Consider the following 16,355-nt stretch of genomic DNA (forward strand, 5'->3'; position numbering starts at 1 on the left):
TCAGTGCAGCTCTGCAAAGGGATCGTCGCTGGCCAGATCCTCGGTCCAGCCAAAGGTGTCCCAGCTTTGCGCCATGTGATCCGGCAGCGGCGCCGTCAGGGTCATGGTCTTGCGGGTGACCGGATGCTGAAAGGTCATCGACCGCGCATGCAGGTGCAGCTTCTTGGAGATGATGCCCCCCAGCTGCGCGCCCCAGCCATCGCCCATGTTTTCCTGCCCGGAGCCGCCATATTTGCCGTCGCCGATGATCGGATGGCCGATTTCGGCCATATGCGCGCGCAGCTGGTGGGTGCGCCCGGTCAGCGGCTCCATCGCCACCCAAGAGGCACGGCTCGCCACACGGTAAAGCGTGGCGTAAAGACTGTGCGCGCGCTTGGCGCCCGGCGTGCTGTCGATGTCGCGCGGATGCACGGCGAGCATTTTCTCGCCCTCGCCGCCGCCGCCCCGGCCCGGTGCCTTCACCAGCCCGTATTTGATCTCGCCCAGATAGGGCACCGGCACGCCCGCCACCAGCGCCCAGTAAATCTTGCGCGTCTCGCGGTGGCGCAGCGCGGCAGTCAGCCCCTGCGCCGCCTCGCGGGTGCGCGCCAGCAGCAGCAGGCCCGAAGTGTCCTTGTCCAGCCGGTGGACCAGCCGCGGCTTTTCCTCCAGCCCGAATTTCAGCGCCTCGGACAGCCCGTCGACATGGCGGGTCTGCTTGCTGCCGCCCTGTGTCGGCAGGCCCGGCGGCTTGTTCAGCGCGATGATGTGGTCATCCTTCCACAGCACGCAGGACTGGATCAGCGCCACATCGGCGTCAGAGATGCGGCTGCGCGCGGGCGTGGCAGTGCGCGCCACCTCCTCGGGTTCCGGCAGCGGCGGGATGCGGATCTGGTTGCCCACCTCGATCCGGTCCGAGGCTTTCACCCGCCCGCCATCGACGCGGATTTCGCCCTTGCGGCACATCTTTTCGATGCGCCCCTGCGCCAGATGCGGGAAATGGCGTTTCAGCCAGCGGTCAAGCCGCTGGTCGCCGTCGCCGGGGCCTACGGTCACGGTCTGCACTCGGCTCATGCGAGGATACTCCGGGTCAGGAAAAGGCCGGCGAACAAGGCTGCCAGCGACACGCCCACCGAGGCGGCAACATAGATCGCCGCCTGCCCCACGTCACCCCGTTCATAAAGCGTGGCAACATCCAGCGAAAAGGCCGAGAAGGTGGTGAACCCGCCCAGCACCCCGGTCATCAGAAACGGTGCCAGCCGGTTCGCCGACAGCTGCGCCAGCGCGACCACCAGCACCCCCATGGCAAAGGACCCAAGGATGTTGACGGCCAGCGTGCCCCAGGGAAAGCCGCGCCCCAAGAGCCGGGCCATGGCAAGCCCGGTCAGATAGCGCCCGCTGGCACCAAGCGCGCCGCCAAGCGCGACCTGAAAGAGGGTGAGGATCATGGCGCGGAAATGAGCCTCGGACGCCCTGTTGTCAAGCGCTGCGGGTCAAAGCCGCACCCGCAGCGCAAGCCTTGTGCCGCCGCGCAGCGCGTCGATCTGCAGCCGGGGCGCCGCGCGGCGCAGCAGCGGATCCACATCCCCCGGCGCCTTCACCTCGCGGCCATTGACGGCGCGCAGGATGTCGCCGCGCTGCAGCCCGATGCGGGCGCCCCATGGCCCCGGATCCAGCACCACCACGCCCTCGGGCCCGTCCACCTGCCCAAGCTCTGCCAGGACCGCCGGGTTGACCCGCGCCACGGTCAGGCCCGGCAGCACCGCGCGCTCGTCCAGCGTGGTGCGGTCCTGCGGCGGCAGATCCGGCGGGGCGATCATCGTCACCTCGGCCTCGCGCGGGGTGCCATCGCGCAGATACGCGACCCGCGCGGCATGGCCCAGCCCGCGCACCGACATGCGGAACAGCATCTCTGGCGGGGTGTTCACCGGCAGCCCGTCCACCGCGCGCACCACGTCCCCCACCTGCAGACCGGCGCGGGCAAAGGGGCTGGCGGGGTGCATCTGCGCGATCACCACGCCGCCGGGGCGCGTCAGGCCAAGGCTTTCCGACAGGTCGGCATCGACGCTCTGCCCGGTCATCCCGGCCCATGGCCGCTCGAAGCTGGTCTTGCCCGCGCGGGCCTGATCGACGAACTGCGCCACCAGTGCGGAAGGAATGGCAAAACCGATGCCGTTCGAGCCGCCTGACCGGGTCAGGATCGAGGTATTGACCCCGATCAGCCGCCCCGCCACATCCACCAGCGCGCCGCCGGAATTGCCCGGATTGATCGGCGCATCGGTCTGGATGAAATAGCCGCGCGCATTGCCGGTGGCGGTGCCCGACCGCGCCAGCCCCGACACGATGCCAGAGGACACCGTCTGCCCCACGCCAAACGGATTGCCGATGGCGAGCACCAGTTCCCCCACCTCGACCGTGTCGCTGTCGCGCAGGGGCAGAAAGGGCATGTCCGCCGCCTCTTCCAGCTTGAGGATGGCCAGATCCGCCTCCTCGTCGCCCAGCAGCACGCGGGCGGCATATTCATCGCCGGTGTTCAGCACCACGCGGATGTCGGTCGCCTGCCCTACCACATGGTAATTCGACACCACGATGCCATCCGCCGACAGGATCACCCCGGAGCCGAGCGAGTTCTGCACCTGCGGACGCCCGCGCATGTCGCTGAACATCCGGTCAAACAGCGGATCCCCGGCAAAGGGGCTGCGTGCCTGCACCACGCGGCGGGCATAGATGTTGACCACGGCGGGGGCGGCCTGCTTCACCACTGGCGCAAAACTCAGCGAGATCTGCGCCGCATCCTGCGGCACCTGCGGCGGGGTCTGCGCGGCCAGCGGGCTGGCGGCCAGCGCCAGAAACAATAGGGCACGGAGCATGGTCTGGTCCTCCTGCGCGCCGATATGTCCCCGCCCCCGCCGCTTTGCAAGCCGCAGAACGGCAAAGGGCCCCGCCGTTCCCGGCAGGGCCCCGATCACATCACCTGCGCGCGGATCATTCCGCGTCGGCAAGCGCCTCGTCAGCTTCAAGACGCGCGCGGTCCACGGCGCCTTTGGCGTCGACATCGCGGTCGACCAGTTCGATGATCGCCATGGGCGCCATGTCGCCGTAGCGGAAGCCGGCCTTCATGATGCGCACATAGCCGCCCTGACGTTCGGCATAACGCGGGCCGAGGATCTCGAACAGCTTGGCAACGTGCTTGTCCTGCTTCAGCTGGGAATCGGCCTGACGGCGGGCGTGCAGGTCACCGCGCTTGCCCAGCGTGATGAGCTTTTCCACGATGCGGCGAAGTTCCTTCGCCTTGGGCAGGGTGGTTTTGATCTGTTCGTGCTCGATGAGCGAGCCAGCCATGTTCGCCCACAGCGCCTTGCGGTGCTCGTGGGTGCGGTTGAGGCGGCGGTAACCGGAAGCGTGACGCATTTTCTATCTCCAAGCGTTTTTTGCTTTGTCCGGGGCTCCATGCGTGCGGAACCCTCTCCTTGGGGCGGAATGCCCGTTTGCGGGGCGCAAGGGCCATGCCGGCTGGCACGGCCCCTGCACGGGGTGGCTCAGAACTGGTCTTCCAGTTTCTTCGCCAGATCCTCGATGTTGTCCGGCGGCCAGTCCTCGACATCCATGCCAAGGTGCAGACCCATGGAGGACAGCACTTCCTTGATCTCGTTGAGCGACTTGCGGCCAAAGTTCGGCGTGCGCAGCATCTCTGCTTCGGTCTTCTGGATCAGATCGCCGATATACACGATGTTGTCGTTCTTGAGGCAGTTGGCCGAACGGACCGACAGTTCCAGCTCATCGACTTTCTTGAGCAGGAGCGGGTTGAACTCCAGCCCGTCGTCGTCGTCGTGCCGCATCGCCGATTCCGGCTCTTCGAAGTTGACGAAGATCGACAGCTGGTCCTGCAGGATGCGCGCCGCATACGCGATGGCATCCTCCGGAGTGACCGAACCATCGGTTTCGATCTTCATGGTCAGCTTGTCATAGTCCAGAACCTGACCTTCCCGGGTGGGCACAACCTCATAGGCCACTTTCTTGACCGGCGAATAGATCGCGTCGATCGGAATGAGGCCGATGGGGGCATCCTCGGGCTTGTTCTTGTCGGCAGAGACATAGCCCTTGCCGGTGTTCACGGTCAGTTCGACGTAGAAATCCGCACCCTCGTCGAGGTGGCAGATCACGTGGTCCTTGTTCAGCACCTCGATGCCGTTGGATTCGGTGATATCGGCCGCGGTCACGACCCCCGGACCCTTGGCGTTGAGGCTGAGGCGCTTCGGCCCCTCGACTTCCATGCGCAGCGACACACCCTTGAGGTTCAGGATGATGTCGGTCACGTCCTCGCGGACGCCTGCGACGGAGGAAAATTCGTGCAGCACATTGTCGATCTGTACCGACGTGATCGCCGCGCCCTGAAGGCTCGACAGCAGCACGCGGCGCAGAGCATTCCCGAGCGTCAGGCCGAAGCCCCGTTCCAGCGGTTCGGCCACAAGGGTCGCAACGCGGGTCGGATCGGCGCCGGGGCGAACCTCCAGCTGGGTCGGCTTGATAAGTTCAGCCCAGTTCTTGTGGATCATGCGTCCCTCCATTCCAGTCCGTGCCCCATGTCCAAAGGCGCAGACGCCCGAGGTTGAAATGACGAAAGCAGGGCCCCGCGCCAACGGCAGGGCCCCGCCTGTAAAGTTTTGGCGGTCAGACGCGGCGACGCTTCGGCGGGCGGCAGCCATTGTGGGCGATCGGCGTCACGTCACGGATGGACGAGATGCTGAAGCCCACGGCAGCCAGCGCGCGCAGAGCCGATTCACGACCCGAACCCGGGCCCTGCACTTCGACTTCCAGCGTCTTCACACCATGTTCCTGCGCCTTGCGGCCTGCGTCTTCGGCAGCCAGCTGGGCGGCATAGGGGGTCGATTTCCGCGACCCCTTGAAACCCATGGTGCCTGCGGACGACCAGGCAATCGCATTGCCCTGCACGTCCGAGATCAGGATCTTGGTGTTGTTGAACGACGAGTTCACATGCGCCACACCAGCGGCGATGTTCTTGGAGACCTTCTTCTTGCCTCCGCGACGGGTATCACGTGCCATTGAATCAGCCCTCCCTTACTTCTTCTTGCCGGCGATCGGCTTCGCCGGGCCCTTGCGGGTGCGGGCGTTGGTGTGGGTCCGCTGACCGCGGACCGGGAGGTTGCGGCGGTGACGCAGGCCACGGTAGCAGCCCAGATCCATCAGGCGCTTGACGTTCATCTGCACTTCGCGGCGCAGGTCGCCTTCGACAGTGAAGTTGGCGTCAATGTGCTCGCGGATGGCAAGCACTTCGGCATCCGACAGCTCGTTCACGCGACGGGTGGCGTCGATGTTCACGGCTTCACAGATGGCCTTGGCCGAGGTGTGGCCGATTCCGGTGATATAGGTGAGGGCGATGGGCACCCGCTTGTTCGTCGGGATGTTCACGCCGGCAATACGTGCCAAGTCTCTTTTCCTTTCGTTGCGGTTCCGTAGTGCCAGAACCTTTTTTCACAACATGAGCCCGAGGGGATGCGACCCACGGGCTTTCCGCTGATGAGGTGATCTGCGTCAGGGAGCGACCCAGCCGCAAGACGATTCTCGTGATGAGATGGCGGTGGGTAAGAGAATTTGCCAGGCGCGTCAAGAGGCACAGGCGCGGAACCTGACATTGCGTCCATGAGTTTAAAGACAGACGCCACCGTCTGCAAGCCTTGACGGACAGCCCCGGCGCCGGAGACCCGAGATGATCCATCAGATGCTTTTCACCAGCCTGTCGCGGCATCCGCGCGGCCATGGAAGCGATATCGACATCCTGAGCGCTGCGATGACTCGCAACCGCCAGATCGGCATCACCGGCTTCCTGCTGCGCGAAAGCACCGGATTCTGTCAGGTGATCGAGGGCACGGAAGTGGCGGTCCGGGCGCTGTTCGCGCTGATCGAAAGCGATCCGCGGAATTTCTGCGTCACACAGCATGTCCAGCGTGATGTGCCGACCCGGATGTTTCCCGGCTGGTCCATGGCCTATGGCGCGCTGTCGGTGGAGGACCGCGCCTTCCTGTCCCGCAGGAAGGTCGCGCGCAGCGGCGGCGTGGTCATCGCCTTCCGCCCCCGCGCTGCGGGATGGGCGCCCGCCTGAGCGCCCCCGCTCCCCTGCCCCGGCCTGAACCGGGGCAGAACGCGCCTCAGGCGCTGGTCTGCAGCTTCTCCGCGATCGCGGCCTTGACCTCGTCGATCTCGCCCAGACCGTCCACACGGCAATGCTGGCCCTTGGCATAGTAATAGCCGATCAGCGGCGAGGTCTGCTTGTAATATTCCATCAGCCGCTTCTGCAGCGCAGCCTCGGTATCGTCGGCCCGGCGCTTGAATTCGGTGCCGCCACAATGGGTGCAGACGCCATCCGCCGGAATGGGCTTGGTGATGTCGTTATAGACTTCACCGCAGCTCGCGCAGGTCGAGCGGGCCGTGATTCGGCTGACCAGCGCGGTGTCGTCCACCCGCAGTTCCACCACACGATCCAGCACCTGCCCCTGCTCGGACAGCAGATCGGCCAGCGCATCCGCCTGTTTCAGCGTGCGCGGGAAGCCGTCGAAGATGTAGCCCGCATCAGGAGCCGCCTCGAGCTTCTCGCGGATCAGGCCGATCACGATCTCGTCGGTGACCAGTTCCCCGCGCGCCATGACCTCCGCCACGCGCTTGCCCATCTCCGTTCCGCTGTCTTTCGCCTCGCGGAGCATGTCGCCGGTGGAGAGCTGGGTCATGCCCCGCTCCTCCACCAGAATGCGCGCCTGTGTGCCTTTGCCCGCGCCCGGCGGCCCTAGAAGAATGATGTTCATCGGCGTACCGGTCCCCTCCGTTTCCGGGTCTTACCCTTGCCGCGAAGCTGGGATTTCTGAATAAGACCTTCGTATTGATGCGCGAGCAGATGGCTCTGGACCTGCTGGATGGTGTCCATCGTCACCGACACCACGATCAGCACCGAGGTGCCGCCGAAGTAGAACGGGATCGCGAACTGGGCGCGCAGCACTTCGGGCAGCAGACAGACCGCGGTCAGATAGGCCGCCCCCAGAACCAGCACGCGGTTGACCACGTATTCCAGATGATCTGCGGTTTTCTTGCCCGGACGGATGCCGGGAATGAAGCCGTTCTGGTTCTTCAGGTTCTCGGCCACGTCATCGGGTTTGAACGACACGTTGAACGTGTAGAAATAGGCGAAGAACACGATCATCGCCGCGAAGAACAGCAGATACAGCGGCTGGCCCGGCCCGAAATAGGCAAGGATGGTCGACATGATCGGCCCGGTGGACCCGGCCTGGCTGAAGGTGGCGATGGTCGTCGGCAGCAGCAGCAGCGACGAGGCAAAGATCGCCGGGATCACGCCTGCGGGGTTCACCTTCACCGGCAGATGGCTCTGCTGCGCTTCGGTCATGCGCATGCCGACCTGACGGCGCGGATACTGGATGGTGATCTTGCGCAGCGCCCGTTCCATGAAGACCACGAACATGATCACCGCGATGACCATGACGATCACCCCAAGGATCACCGCAGGGCTGATGGCGCCCGACCGGCCAGAGGCAAAGAACTGCGCCAGAGCGGCGGGGATTTCGGCGATGATGCCGACAAAGATGATCAGCGAGATGCCGTTGCCGACGCCGCGCGCGGTGATCTGTTCGCCCAGCCACATGAGGAACATGGTGCCGCCGACCAGCGTGATGACCACGGCAGAGCGGAAATACCAGCCCGGATCATGGGCAAGATCGCCCGCCTCCAGCGAGACCGCCAGACCGTAGGCCTGAAACAGCGCCAGCGCCACGGTGCCGTAGCGCGTGTACTGGTTGATCTTCTTGCGGCCCTGTTCGCCCTCTTTCTTCAGCTGCTCCAGCGCCGGCACCATGGCCGTCAGAAGCTGCACGATGATCGAGGCCGAGATGTAGGGCATGATGCCAAGGGCAAAGATGCCCATGCGCCCCAGCGCGCCGCCGGTGAACATGGACACCATGCCGCCGATGCCCTGTCCGGCCTGCTCCATGAAATCACGAAGGGCGGCGCCGTCGATTCCCGGCACGGGAATGAACGTGCCCAGCCGGTAGACGATCAGCAGCCCGAGCGTGAACAGGATGCGATTGCGAAGGTCCGTCGCCTTGCCGAGCGCCGCCCAGCTGGTGTTGGCGGCCATTTGTTCCACAGCGGAAGCCATGAGGGTCCTCTCTCAGACGAAACGCCGCCGGGGCGCTTTCCGGCTCCGGCGGCGTTCGTGGAAAACATGGGGCCTTATGTAAGCGGCGCAGGCGCCGCTCACAAGCCGCTTATTCGGACGCAGCAGCGACCGTCAGCGCACCACCTGCCTTCTCCACCGCCTCGATGGCGGATTGGGAGGCGCCGGTGACGGCAATGGTCAGGGCCGCAGTGATCTCGCCCTTGGCCAGAACGCGGATACCGTCCAGCTTGCGGCGCACCAGACCCGAAGACACCAGCGTCTCTTCGGTGATCGAGCCCGCTTCCAGCTTGCCCGCGTCCACGAACTTCTGGATCAGGCCAAGGTTGACCACGGCATAGGATTTCCGGTTCGGCTTGGTGAAGCCACGCTTCGGCAGGCGCTGGTAGAGCGGCATCTGGCCGCCTTCGTAGCCATTGATGGCCACACCCGACCGGGACTTCTGACCCTTGATGCCGCGACCGGCGGTCTTGCCCTTGCCGGAGCCGGGGCCACGCGCGAGGCGCTTTTTGGTGCGGGTTGCGCCAGGATTGTCGCGCAGTTCGTGCAGTTTCATTGTCGCTTCTCCTTGCCGGATGTGCCCCCCAGCGACGGATGGGGCAAACGCGGCTCAACTGGTTTGGAATCGTGTGGCGCCGGGCCACCGGGGGCGTATAGCGGGCAGGGCTTCGCTCTGCAAGTCCCGCACCGTCAGGGCCGGGCGGGCCGGATGGCGTCCTGCCAGTCGGCCACCGCCTGCTGCGGCGCCACCACCTGCAGCGTGCTCAGCGTCAGGCTGTCCCGCGCGATCAGACTGCTGGCAAGCTCCAGCACCGCCACAAGCGCCAGCGAGGCCCCCACCGGCAGCGCGCGGGCCAGCGCCACCCCGGCCAGCATGAAGACGTAATCCATCACGGCGTTGAGAACGGTATCGCCCAGATAACCCTGATACAGCGTCGTGGCGCGGAAGCGGTCCAGCACAAAATCCGTATGCTCCGCCAGTTCCCAGCCGACCCCGATCGCGAAAGCCGACCACAGCAGCACGGTGTCGGGACGGCGCAGCGGCAGCGCGCGCAGCAGCAGGGCCAACAGCATGCCCTGCACCAGATGCGAAACCGAATACCAGTCCGCCACCTGCTGGGAGGTTTCCGGCGACCAGATCGAATTGACCCAAAGCCGGATCCCGCCCGAGGCACTGACCAGCGGCTGCCCCCACAGCGCCAGCGTGACAGCGATCACACCCGCGCCCGCGACCAGCAGCAGCGCCGCTCCTGTCCTGTTCATGGTCATCCTGCCCCCCTGCCCCACGGAAAACGCCCCGCAGATCGCTCTGCGGGGCGCCTGTTCACCTCATCGGAACGCGGGTCAGTCGCGCTCTTCGATGATCTGCACCAGATGCGGGATCTTGTTGACCATGCCGCGCACGGACGGCGTGTCTTCCAGTTCCCGGGTTTTGTGCATCTTGTTCAGCCCGAGGCCGATCAGCGTCTTGCGCTGAACTTCCGGGCGGCGGATCGGAGAGCCGATCTGCTTGACAACGATGGTCTTAGCCATGGGTCTCAGGCCTCCTCAGCCACTTGGGACGATTCCGCCGGAGCTTCGTCGCGCTTGGGCAGGATGTCGGCCACTTTCTTGCCACGACGCTGAGCGACGTTGCGGGGCGACTGTTCCAGACCAAGACCGTTCAGCGTGGCGCGGATCATGTTGTAGGGGTTCTGCGAGCCCAGCGACTTGGCGACCACGTCGTGAACGCCCAGCATCTCGAACACGGCGCGCATCGGACCACCGGCGATGATCCCGGTGCCCTGCGGGGCGGTGCGCATCACGACGCGGCCCGCACCATGACGGCCTTCGATGTCGTGGTGCAGCGTGCGGCCTTCGCGCAGCGGCACGCGGATCATCTTGCGCTTGGCCTGCTCGGTGGCCTTGCGGATCGCCTCGGGGACTTCCTTGGCCTTGCCCTTGCCGAAGCCGACGCGGCCCTTCTGGTCACCCACAACCACGAGAGCTGCAAAGCCGAAGCGCTTGCCGCCCTTCACGGTCTTGGAGACGCGGTTGATCGCGACAAGGCGATCAGCGAATTCGGGGGTCTCGTCACGTTCGCGACGGTTGCCACCACGACGGTTTTCACGTTCTGCCATCAGGCATCCCTTTATAATGACGTCGGTCCGGGCAGAGCCCGGGATCCGGTTTTCTCCAATCCAGGTGATCCAGCCAGAGGCCGGGATCCCGGATCATCGAGGCGTTGCCGCCTTCAAAAGCGCAGGGCGGGACAAACGCCCGCCCTGCGGAACCCATCCAGAGGCGGACCGGAGCCCGCCCGCAGGATCAGATTTTCAGACCGCCTTCGCGGGCGGCTTCGGCCAGTGCCTTGACGCGGCCGTGGAACAGAAAACCGCCACGGTCGAAATAGGCTTCCTCGACGCCAGCCGCCTTGGCCCGCTCGGCGAGGGCCGCACCGACCTTCTGCGCGGCTTCAAGGTTGCCCTTGCCCACAACGCCCAGATCCTTCTCGAGCGAGGAGGCTGCGGCGAGCGTGACGCCACGCACATCGTCGATCAGCTGGACGCTGATGTTCTTGTTGGAGCGGTGCACCGAAAGCCGCACGCGGCCTGCGTTCACCTTGCGAAGCTTGTTCCGGACGCGCAGGCGGCGCTTTAGGAACAGTTCCCGTTTGCTGAGTGCCATTGTCTGCGTCCTTACTTCTTCTTGCCTTCCTTGGCGAAGATGTATTCGCCCTTATAGCGAATACCCTTGCCTTTGTAGGGCTCGGGGCGGCGCCAGTCGCGGATGTTTGCCGCAACCTGACCAACCTGCTGCAGGTCATGCCCTTCGACGATGATTTCCGTGGGCTTCGGCGTGGTGACCGTGATGCCTTTCGGAATGTCGAAGATCACATCGTGGCTGTAGCCCAGGTTCAGCTTCAGGGTTTCGCCCTGAACTGCAGCGCGGTAACCCACGCCCTGAATTTCCAGCTCTTTCTTGAACGTCTGCTGAACGCCGAAGACCATGTTCGCGACGATCGTGCGCGACATGCCCCACTGCTGCAGCGCCCGCTTGGACGTGCCGCGCGGCGTGACAGAAATGACGTTGTCCGCGACGGTGATCGTCACGTCGTCGGTGGCGCGGAAGGTCTGGGTGCCTTTCGGACCCGTCACTTCGACGGTCTGACCGGAGACGGATGCGGAGACACCCGACGGCAGCTCGACCGGTTTTTTCCCAATACGAGACATCAGTCCCTCCTCAGAATACCGTGCAGAGCACCTCGCCACCAACATTGGCAGCGCGGGCGTTTGCGTCCGACATCACGCCCTTCGGCGTGCTGACAATCGACACACCCAGACCCTGACGGACCGAGGGGATGTCCTTGACGCTCATGTAGACGCGACGACCGGGCTTGGAGACCCGCTTCAGTTCGCGAATGACAGGCGCGCCATCATAGTATTTCAGGCTGATTTCCAGCGTCGGGTGGCCGTTCACGTCGGTCCCCGATTCGTAGCCCCGGATGTAGCCTTCCTCGACCAGCACATCGAGCACCCATGCACGCAGCTTGGAGGCGGGCGTGGACACGACCGACTTGCCGCGCATCTGGGAGTTGCGGATGCGGGTGAGCATATCGCCGATAGGATCGTTCATCTCACGTCTCTCCTTACCAGCTCGATTTGACCATGCCGGGCAGCTGACCCGACGAGCCCAGTTCGCGCAGCATGATCCGGGAGATCTTGAGCTTGCGGTAATAGGCGTGGGGACGACCCGTCAGCTGGCAGCGGTTGTGCAGCCGGCTCGGTGAGGAATTGCGGGGCAGCTTCGCCAGCTTCAGGCGCGCCTTGAACCGCTCTTCCATCGGTTTGCTTTCGTCGTTCGCGATCACTTTGAGCGCAGCACGCTTGGCGGCATATTGATCCACCAGCTTCTGACGCTTCTTTTCGCGTTCGATCATGGATTTCTTGGCCATGTGTCTCGCTCCTCAGGCGGTGAAGGGCATGTTGAAATGCTTCAACAGCGCCTTGGCTTCCGCGTCGGTCTTGGCGGTGGTGGTGATGACGATGTCCATGCCCCAGACTTCATCGACCTTGTCGAATTCGATCTCGGGGAAGACGATGTGTTCCTTGAGGCCCATGGCGAAGTTGCCGCGCCCGTCAAAGGACGGCTTCACGCCACGGAAGTCGCGGATGCGGGGCATCGCGATGGTGATGAGGCGGTCAAGGAATTCGTACATCCGGTCACCACGCAGGGTCACCTTGGCACCAAGCGGCATGTCCTCCCGGACGCGGAAGCCGGCGATCGACTTCTTTGCCATGGTGGTCACGGCCTTCTGACCGGCGATCGTCCCCAGATCTTCGACTGCGGACTTTGCCTTCTTGGAATCGCGAACAGCTTCTGCACCGCAGCCGATGTTCAGAACGATCTTGTCCAGACGCGGGATCTGCATGTCGTTCTTGTAGCCGAACTCTTCCTTGAGCTTGGCTTTGATCGACGAGCGGAATTCCGTCTTGAGACGCGGGGTGTAGGCAGCAGCATCAAGCATCGATCACGTCCCCCGTGGTCTTGGCGAAGCGGACTTTCTTGACCCCTTCCATGCGGAAGCCGACGCGGGTCGCTTTGCCGTTGGCATCGACGATGGCGAGGTTCGACAGGTCGAGCGGCACGGCGATCGGCGTACGGCCACCCTGCGCGGTCTGCGACTGGCGACGGTGACGGATGGCCATGTTGACACCACCGACCACGGCCTTGCCGGATTTGGGGTCGACGGACTCGATGGTCCCGGTCTTGCCCTTGTCCTTGCCGGTCAGCACGATGACCTTGTCACCCTTGCGGAGTTTGGCAGCCATTACAGCACCTCCGGAGCAAGCGAGATGATCTTCATGAAGTTCTTCGCACGCAGTTCGCGAACCACCGGCCCGAAAATACGGGTGCCGACAGGCTCGCCCGCGTTGTTCAGGATGACGGCTGCGTTGCGGTCGAAGCGGATGGCGGTGCCATCTTCACGACGGACTTCCTTGGCGGTGCGCACGACGACGGCCTTGCGGACGTCACCTTTCTTCACGCGACCACGCGGAATGGCCTCTTTCACCGAGACGACGATGATGTCGCCGACCGATGCGTAGCGGCGATGCGAGCCGCCGAGGACCTTGATGCACTGAACTCTCCGGGCTCCGGAGTTGTCAGCCACATCCAGATTGGTCTGCATCTGGATCATTTGGTTTCTCCCGACCTTTGGGGGTTGTTCTAGGTCTACCCCCCAGGGTTTCGATCAGACTGGAAACTGGCCGATTACTCGGCGATCACTTCCCAGCGTTTCGTCTTCGACTTCGGCGCGCATTCGATGATGCGGACGCTGTCGCCGACTGCGAACTTCTCCGCCTCGTCATGAGCGCGGTATTTCTTGGACTTCCGCACGGTCTTTTGCAGGACCGGGTGCTTGAAGCGGCGCTCGACCGAAACGGTGACGGTCTGGGCGTTGGCAGTCGAGGTCACGGTGCCTTGGAGGATACGCTTGGGCATGTCTAAGGCTCCTTATTCGGCCACAGCCGCGCCAGCGGCTTTCTTGTTCAGAACGGTTTTCACGCGGGCCACGTCACGGCGCACCTGACGGATGCGCGAGGTGTTCTCCAGCGCGCCGGTCGCTTTCTGGAAGCGCAGGTTGAACGCCTCCTTCTTCAGCGCGACGAGCTCGTCCCGGAGCTGGTCCGGGGTCTTGTTCGCAAGTTCCTTGGCGTCCATCGCCTTGTTCCTTTTGGCTTTCACCAGAGGGCCCCGGGCAATTGCTCCCGGGTCACCCTGCATCTGGTGACCTTCAGACAAAACCGGAGAGGAGCCCATACCGGGCGCACCGATTCCGATCTTTCGTGCATGAGCGCCGCGTATACGCCGCGCGGCCCTGTCTGGCAAGGGGTTTTGCGGCAGATCGCCCTGCCCCGCCGCCCTAGCGCCAGGCGTAGTTGAAGCTGACCGAAATCCGCTCGTCTTCGGCCATGTTCATGGGCACCTCGTGGCGCAGCCACGATTCCCACAGCAGCACGTCCCCAACCTTCGGCGCCTCATAGACGAAGCTGCGCAGTTCGTCCCGGCAGCCCTTGCGGCGCGGCGGGGCGGCCATCATCATCGGCAGGCGCGGATCCTCGAGCTTCAGCGCCGAGGTGCCGTCGGGCATCGCCACATAGGTGGTGCCGGAAATCACCGAATGCGGGTGGATGTGGCTGGCATGGCTGCCACCCTCGGGCAGGACGTTGATCCAGATGTCCTCAAGCCGCAGCGGCGTGTCGCCCAGATCAAACTCCAGATCCTCGGCAAAGGCCGCCACATGCTTGTCGAGCGCGGCCACCACCTGCGCAAAGATCGGGAAGCGCCACGGCAGGTCGGTCAGCGAGGCATAGGAGGTATAGCCGGGATAGCCATTCTCCTCGCACCACGTCTGCCCCGCCTCGTCATCCTCGGCGATGGAATAGCAGGACGCGGCCAGTTCGGCCGGGTCGATGGCATCGCCGAAGGCGTCAAGCCCGGCGCGGTAAAGGCGGGTCGCAAACAGCGAACGGATCTGGGTCATGCCCGCCTCATACTGCGAGTCGCCCGCTCTGGCGAGGGGTCTCGCGCAGCCCGGCTTGCGCGCAGGCAAAAGCCCCCGCCAGTCACCCGGCGGGGGCTTTCCTATCAGTCCCGGAGCCGTAGCTCCGAAGGGCTTACCAGTCTTCGCGAACGATGAAGCGGGTCTTGATCGGCAGCTTCATCGCGGCAAGGCGCATGGCTTCGCGCGCGATCTCTTCGGACACGCCGTCGATCTCGAACATCACCCGGCCCGGCTTGACCTTGCAGGCCCAGTAATCGACCGAACCCTTACCCTTACCCATCCGGACTTCGGTGGGCTTGGAGGACACGGGCGTATCCGGGAAGATCCGGATCCAGACCCGGCCCTGACGCTTCATGTGACGGGTCATCGCGCGGCGGGCCGCTTCGATCTGACGCGCCGTGACACGCTCGGGCTGGAGGGCCTTCAGGCCGTAATGGCCGAAGTTGAGATCAGAACCGCCTTTTGCCTCGCCGGAAATCCGGCCCTTGAACATCTTGCGGAATTTTGTGCGTTTCGGTTGCAGCATCTGTCAAACCTCCTCAGCGCCGGCCGCCCATGGCGCCGCGCGGAGCCGGACCGTCCTGCAGTTCCTGCGACTTGCGGTCGCGGGCTTGCGGGTCATGCTCCATGATTTCACCTTTGAAGATCCAGACCTTGATCCCGATGATGCCATAGGGGGTCGTGGCTTCGATTGTGGCGTAATCAATGTCGGCGCGCAGGGTGTGAAGCGGCACGCGGCCTTCGCGATACCACTCGGTCCGTGCAATTTCTGCACCGCCCAGACGGCCTGCGACGTTCACCCGGATCCCGAGGGCCCCGATGCGCATGGCGTTCTGCACGGCACGCTTCATGGCGCGACGGAAAGAAACCCGGCGTTCCAGCTGCTGTGCGATGCTTTCACCGACCAGACGGGCGTCCAGTTCGGGCTTGCGCACTTCAACGATGTTGAGGTGCAGCTCGCTGTCGGTCATCTTGGCCAGCTTCTTGCGAAGCACCTCGATGTCCGCGCCCTTCTTGCCGATGATGACACCGGGACGGGCCGAGTGGATCGTGACGCGGCACTTCTTGTGCGGACGCTCGATGATCACACGGGCAATCCCGGCCTGCTTGCACTCTTCATGGATGAAATCGCGGATGGCGAGATCTTCCAGAAGCAGGTTGCCGTAGTCCTTGGTGTCGGCATACCAGCGGCTGTCCCAGGTGCGGTTGACCTGAAGACGCATGCCGATCGGATTGGTCTTGTTACCCATTAGGCTTGCTCCTCGACCTGACGCACCTTGATGGTGAGTTCCGAGAACGGCTTGTTGATGCGGCCGAAGCGGCCACGTGCCCGCGGACGGCCACGCTTCATCACAAGGTTCTTGCCCACATAGGCTTCGGCGACGACCAGCTCGTCCACGTCCAGCCCGTGGTTGTTCTCGGCGTTCGCGATGGCGGACTGAAGGCACTTCTTCACGTCTTCCGCGATCCGCTTCTTGGAGAAGGTCAGGTCCGTGAGGGCCCGTTCCACCTTCTTGCCCCGGATCAGCGCGGCCACCAGGTTCAGCTTCTGGGGAGAGGTGCGCAGCATGCGCAGCTTCGCCATTGCTTCGTTGTCCGCCACGCGGCGCGGATTCTTATCCTTGCTCATGG

27 protein-coding genes are annotated in these 16,355 nt (G+C 64.2%); 1 reads left to right on the forward strand and 26 read right to left on the reverse strand.

Annotated features, from left to right (window positions below; all coding sequences use genetic code 11):
* The 7 genes from BLR51_RS02980 to rpsM form a co-directional block, all read right to left on the reverse strand.
* A complete protein-coding gene (locus BLR51_RS02980; RefSeq protein ID WP_089843605.1) occupies window positions 1-1,053 on the reverse strand; it encodes an RluA family pseudouridine synthase in 1,053 nt (350 codons plus the stop codon).
* On the reverse strand, window positions 1,050-1,427 hold the full coding sequence (gene crcB / locus BLR51_RS02985; RefSeq protein WP_089843609.1) for a fluoride efflux transporter CrcB: 378 nt from the start codon (window positions 1,425-1,427) through the stop codon (window positions 1,050-1,052). The genes BLR51_RS02980 and crcB overlap by 4 nt, the downstream gene beginning before the upstream one ends.
* 45 nt (window positions 1,428-1,472) lie before the next feature.
* The gene (locus BLR51_RS02990) at window positions 1,473-2,849 is read right to left on the reverse strand and encodes a trypsin-like peptidase domain-containing protein (RefSeq protein WP_089844089.1); all 1,377 of its coding nucleotides are present in this window, start codon (window positions 2,847-2,849) and stop codon (window positions 1,473-1,475) included.
* 115 nt (window positions 2,850-2,964) lie between these two features.
* Window positions 2,965-3,390, reverse strand: coding sequence for a 50S ribosomal protein L17 (rplQ, locus tag BLR51_RS02995; protein ID WP_089843613.1), 426 nt, complete (start codon window positions 3,388-3,390; stop codon window positions 2,965-2,967).
* Between the two features lie 128 nt (window positions 3,391-3,518).
* Window positions 3,519-4,535 carry a DNA-directed RNA polymerase subunit alpha gene (locus tag BLR51_RS03000; protein ID WP_089844093.1) on the reverse strand — a complete coding sequence of 339 codons (1,017 nt, stop codon included), beginning with the start codon at window positions 4,533-4,535 and terminating at the stop codon, window positions 3,519-3,521.
* A gap of 115 nt (window positions 4,536-4,650) precedes the next feature.
* The gene (gene rpsK, locus BLR51_RS03005; protein WP_089843617.1) at window positions 4,651-5,043 is read right to left on the reverse strand and encodes a 30S ribosomal protein S11; all 393 of its coding nucleotides are present in this window, start codon (window positions 5,041-5,043) and stop codon (window positions 4,651-4,653) included.
* Window positions 5,044-5,058: 15 nt separating this feature from the next.
* Window positions 5,059-5,427 (reverse strand): 30S ribosomal protein S13, encoded by a 369-nt coding sequence (gene rpsM / locus BLR51_RS03010; protein WP_089843621.1) that lies wholly within the window; start codon window positions 5,425-5,427, stop codon window positions 5,059-5,061.
* Window positions 5,428-5,707: 280 nt separating this feature from the next.
* Here rpsM and BLR51_RS03015 point away from each other — a divergent pair, with 280 nt between their 5' ends.
* Window positions 5,708-6,100, forward strand: coding sequence for a BLUF domain-containing protein (locus BLR51_RS03015; protein WP_089843625.1), 393 nt, complete (start codon window positions 5,708-5,710; stop codon window positions 6,098-6,100).
* Between the two features lie 46 nt (window positions 6,101-6,146).
* On the opposite strand, the gene BLR51_RS03020 is transcribed toward BLR51_RS03015, so the two are convergent.
* From BLR51_RS03020 to rplV, 19 genes are all read right to left on the reverse strand, one after another.
* Window positions 6,147-6,797, reverse strand: coding sequence for an adenylate kinase (locus BLR51_RS03020; RefSeq protein WP_089843628.1), 651 nt, complete (start codon window positions 6,795-6,797; stop codon window positions 6,147-6,149).
* Window positions 6,794-8,158, reverse strand: a complete 1,365-nt coding sequence (gene secY, locus BLR51_RS03025; protein ID WP_089843632.1) for a preprotein translocase subunit SecY — start codon at window positions 8,156-8,158, stop codon at window positions 6,794-6,796. The genes BLR51_RS03020 and secY overlap by 4 nt, the downstream gene beginning before the upstream one ends.
* A 109-nt stretch (window positions 8,159-8,267) precedes the next feature.
* Window positions 8,268-8,732 (reverse strand): 50S ribosomal protein L15, encoded by a 465-nt coding sequence (gene rplO / locus BLR51_RS03030; RefSeq protein ID WP_089843635.1) that lies wholly within the window; start codon window positions 8,730-8,732, stop codon window positions 8,268-8,270.
* A 134-nt stretch (window positions 8,733-8,866) separates the two neighbouring features.
* Entirely contained in the window at window positions 8,867-9,439 is a 573-nt protein-coding gene (locus tag BLR51_RS03035) for a DUF2585 family protein (protein WP_165616721.1), read from the reverse strand.
* An 81-nt stretch (window positions 9,440-9,520) separates the two neighbouring features.
* Window positions 9,521-9,709 (reverse strand): 50S ribosomal protein L30, encoded by a 189-nt coding sequence (rpmD, locus tag BLR51_RS03040; protein WP_089843642.1) that lies wholly within the window; start codon window positions 9,707-9,709, stop codon window positions 9,521-9,523.
* 5 nt (window positions 9,710-9,714) lie between these two features.
* Window positions 9,715-10,296, reverse strand: coding sequence for a 30S ribosomal protein S5 (gene rpsE / locus BLR51_RS03045; RefSeq protein WP_089843646.1), 582 nt, complete (start codon window positions 10,294-10,296; stop codon window positions 9,715-9,717).
* Between the two features lie 187 nt (window positions 10,297-10,483).
* Entirely contained in the window at window positions 10,484-10,843 is a 360-nt protein-coding gene (rplR, locus tag BLR51_RS03050) for a 50S ribosomal protein L18 (protein WP_089843651.1), read from the reverse strand.
* A gap of 11 nt (window positions 10,844-10,854) precedes the next feature.
* Window positions 10,855-11,388: a 50S ribosomal protein L6 gene (rplF, locus tag BLR51_RS03055; protein WP_089843655.1), complete on the reverse strand. Its 534-nt coding sequence runs from the start codon at window positions 11,386-11,388 to the stop codon at window positions 10,855-10,857.
* 10 nt (window positions 11,389-11,398) lie between these two features.
* On the reverse strand, window positions 11,399-11,791 hold the full coding sequence (gene rpsH, locus BLR51_RS03060) for a 30S ribosomal protein S8 (RefSeq protein ID WP_089843660.1): 393 nt from the start codon (window positions 11,789-11,791) through the stop codon (window positions 11,399-11,401).
* A gap of 13 nt (window positions 11,792-11,804) precedes the next feature.
* Window positions 11,805-12,110 carry a 30S ribosomal protein S14 gene (gene rpsN / locus BLR51_RS03065; RefSeq protein WP_089843663.1) on the reverse strand — a complete coding sequence of 102 codons (306 nt, stop codon included), beginning with the start codon at window positions 12,108-12,110 and terminating at the stop codon, window positions 11,805-11,807.
* Window positions 12,111-12,122: 12 nt separating this feature from the next.
* Complete coding sequence (rplE, locus tag BLR51_RS03070; RefSeq protein WP_089843670.1) at window positions 12,123-12,683, reverse strand: 50S ribosomal protein L5; 561 nt, start codon at window positions 12,681-12,683, stop codon at window positions 12,123-12,125.
* Window positions 12,676-12,987 (reverse strand): 50S ribosomal protein L24, encoded by a 312-nt coding sequence (rplX, locus tag BLR51_RS03075; protein ID WP_089843674.1) that lies wholly within the window; start codon window positions 12,985-12,987, stop codon window positions 12,676-12,678. Before rplX ends, rplE begins: the two co-directional genes overlap by 8 nt.
* Window positions 12,987-13,355, reverse strand: a complete 369-nt coding sequence (gene rplN / locus BLR51_RS03080; protein WP_038073566.1) for a 50S ribosomal protein L14 — start codon at window positions 13,353-13,355, stop codon at window positions 12,987-12,989. The genes rplX and rplN overlap by 1 nt, the downstream gene beginning before the upstream one ends.
* 74 nt (window positions 13,356-13,429) lie before the next feature.
* Complete coding sequence (gene rpsQ / locus BLR51_RS03085; RefSeq protein ID WP_089843676.1) at window positions 13,430-13,660, reverse strand: 30S ribosomal protein S17; 231 nt, start codon at window positions 13,658-13,660, stop codon at window positions 13,430-13,432.
* 12 nt (window positions 13,661-13,672) lie between these two features.
* The gene (gene rpmC / locus BLR51_RS03090; RefSeq protein ID WP_089843680.1) at window positions 13,673-13,879 is read right to left on the reverse strand and encodes a 50S ribosomal protein L29; all 207 of its coding nucleotides are present in this window, start codon (window positions 13,877-13,879) and stop codon (window positions 13,673-13,675) included.
* A 202-nt stretch (window positions 13,880-14,081) separates the two neighbouring features.
* Window positions 14,082-14,702 (reverse strand): TIGR02466 family protein, encoded by a 621-nt coding sequence (locus BLR51_RS03095; RefSeq protein WP_089843684.1) that lies wholly within the window; start codon window positions 14,700-14,702, stop codon window positions 14,082-14,084.
* A 133-nt stretch (window positions 14,703-14,835) separates the two neighbouring features.
* Window positions 14,836-15,249, reverse strand: a complete 414-nt coding sequence (rplP, locus tag BLR51_RS03100; protein WP_089843687.1) for a 50S ribosomal protein L16 — start codon at window positions 15,247-15,249, stop codon at window positions 14,836-14,838.
* A 13-nt stretch (window positions 15,250-15,262) separates the two neighbouring features.
* On the reverse strand, window positions 15,263-15,973 hold the full coding sequence (gene rpsC, locus BLR51_RS03105) for a 30S ribosomal protein S3 (RefSeq protein ID WP_089843691.1): 711 nt from the start codon (window positions 15,971-15,973) through the stop codon (window positions 15,263-15,265).
* A complete protein-coding gene (gene rplV / locus BLR51_RS03110) occupies window positions 15,973-16,353 on the reverse strand; it encodes a 50S ribosomal protein L22 (protein WP_089843695.1) in 381 nt (126 codons plus the stop codon). Before rplV ends, rpsC begins: the two co-directional genes overlap by 1 nt.
* Window positions 16,354-16,355: the final 2 nt, after the last annotated feature.

The organism is Salipiger marinus (genome assembly GCF_900100085.1).
Taxonomy (GTDB): Bacteria; Pseudomonadota; Alphaproteobacteria; order Rhodobacterales; family Rhodobacteraceae; genus Salipiger; species Salipiger marinus.

Coding starts and splice junctions, on each gene's coding strand:
- BLR51_RS02980 (WP_089843605.1), bottom strand. CDS start 1,053: ATGAGCCGAGTGCAGACCGTGACCGTAGGCCCCGGCGACGGCGACCAG.
- crcB (WP_089843609.1), bottom strand. CDS start 1,427: ATGATCCTCACCCTCTTTCAGGTCGCGCTTGGCGGCGCGCTTGGTGCC.
- BLR51_RS02990 (WP_089844089.1), bottom strand. CDS start 2,849: ATGCTCCGTGCCCTATTGTTTCTGGCGCTGGCCGCCAGCCCGCTGGCC.
- rplQ (WP_089843613.1), bottom strand. CDS start 3,390: ATGCGTCACGCTTCCGGTTACCGCCGCCTCAACCGCACCCACGAGCAC.
- BLR51_RS03000 (WP_089844093.1), bottom strand. CDS start 4,535: ATGATCCACAAGAACTGGGCTGAACTTATCAAGCCGACCCAGCTGGAG.
- rpsK (WP_089843617.1), bottom strand. CDS start 5,043: ATGGCACGTGATACCCGTCGCGGAGGCAAGAAGAAGGTCTCCAAGAAC.
- BLR51_RS03015 (WP_089843625.1), top strand. CDS start 5,708: ATGATCCATCAGATGCTTTTCACCAGCCTGTCGCGGCATCCGCGCGGC.
- BLR51_RS03020 (WP_089843628.1), bottom strand. CDS start 6,797: ATGAACATCATTCTTCTAGGGCCGCCGGGCGCGGGCAAAGGCACACAG.
- secY (WP_089843632.1), bottom strand. CDS start 8,158: ATGGCTTCCGCTGTGGAACAAATGGCCGCCAACACCAGCTGGGCGGCG.
- rplO (WP_089843635.1), bottom strand. CDS start 8,732: ATGAAACTGCACGAACTGCGCGACAATCCTGGCGCAACCCGCACCAAA.
- BLR51_RS03035 (WP_165616721.1), bottom strand. CDS start 9,439: ATGAACAGGACAGGAGCGGCGCTGCTGCTGGTCGCGGGCGCGGGTGTG.
- rpmD (WP_089843642.1), bottom strand. CDS start 9,709: ATGGCTAAGACCATCGTTGTCAAGCAGATCGGCTCTCCGATCCGCCGC.
- rpsE (WP_089843646.1), bottom strand. CDS start 10,296: ATGGCAGAACGTGAAAACCGTCGTGGTGGCAACCGTCGCGAACGTGAC.
- rplR (WP_089843651.1), bottom strand. CDS start 10,843: ATGGCACTCAGCAAACGGGAACTGTTCCTAAAGCGCCGCCTGCGCGTC.
- rplF (WP_089843655.1), bottom strand. CDS start 11,388: ATGTCTCGTATTGGGAAAAAACCGGTCGAGCTGCCGTCGGGTGTCTCC.
- rpsH (WP_089843660.1), bottom strand. CDS start 11,791: ATGAACGATCCTATCGGCGATATGCTCACCCGCATCCGCAACTCCCAG.
- rpsN (WP_089843663.1), bottom strand. CDS start 12,110: ATGGCCAAGAAATCCATGATCGAACGCGAAAAGAAGCGTCAGAAGCTG.
- rplE (WP_089843670.1), bottom strand. CDS start 12,683: ATGCTTGATGCTGCTGCCTACACCCCGCGTCTCAAGACGGAATTCCGC.
- rplX (WP_089843674.1), bottom strand. CDS start 12,987: ATGGCTGCCAAACTCCGCAAGGGTGACAAGGTCATCGTGCTGACCGGC.
- rplN (WP_038073566.1), bottom strand. CDS start 13,355: ATGATCCAGATGCAGACCAATCTGGATGTGGCTGACAACTCCGGAGCC.
- rpsQ (WP_089843676.1), bottom strand. CDS start 13,660: ATGCCCAAGCGTATCCTCCAAGGCACCGTGACCTCGACTGCCAACGCC.
- rpmC (WP_089843680.1), bottom strand. CDS start 13,879: ATGGACGCCAAGGAACTTGCGAACAAGACCCCGGACCAGCTCCGGGAC.
- BLR51_RS03095 (WP_089843684.1), bottom strand. CDS start 14,702: ATGACCCAGATCCGTTCGCTGTTTGCGACCCGCCTTTACCGCGCCGGG.
- rplP (WP_089843687.1), bottom strand. CDS start 15,249: ATGCTGCAACCGAAACGCACAAAATTCCGCAAGATGTTCAAGGGCCGG.
- rpsC (WP_089843691.1), bottom strand. CDS start 15,973: ATGGGTAACAAGACCAATCCGATCGGCATGCGTCTTCAGGTCAACCGC.
- rplV (WP_089843695.1), bottom strand. CDS start 16,353: ATGAGCAAGGATAAGAATCCGCGCCGCGTGGCGGACAACGAAGCAATG.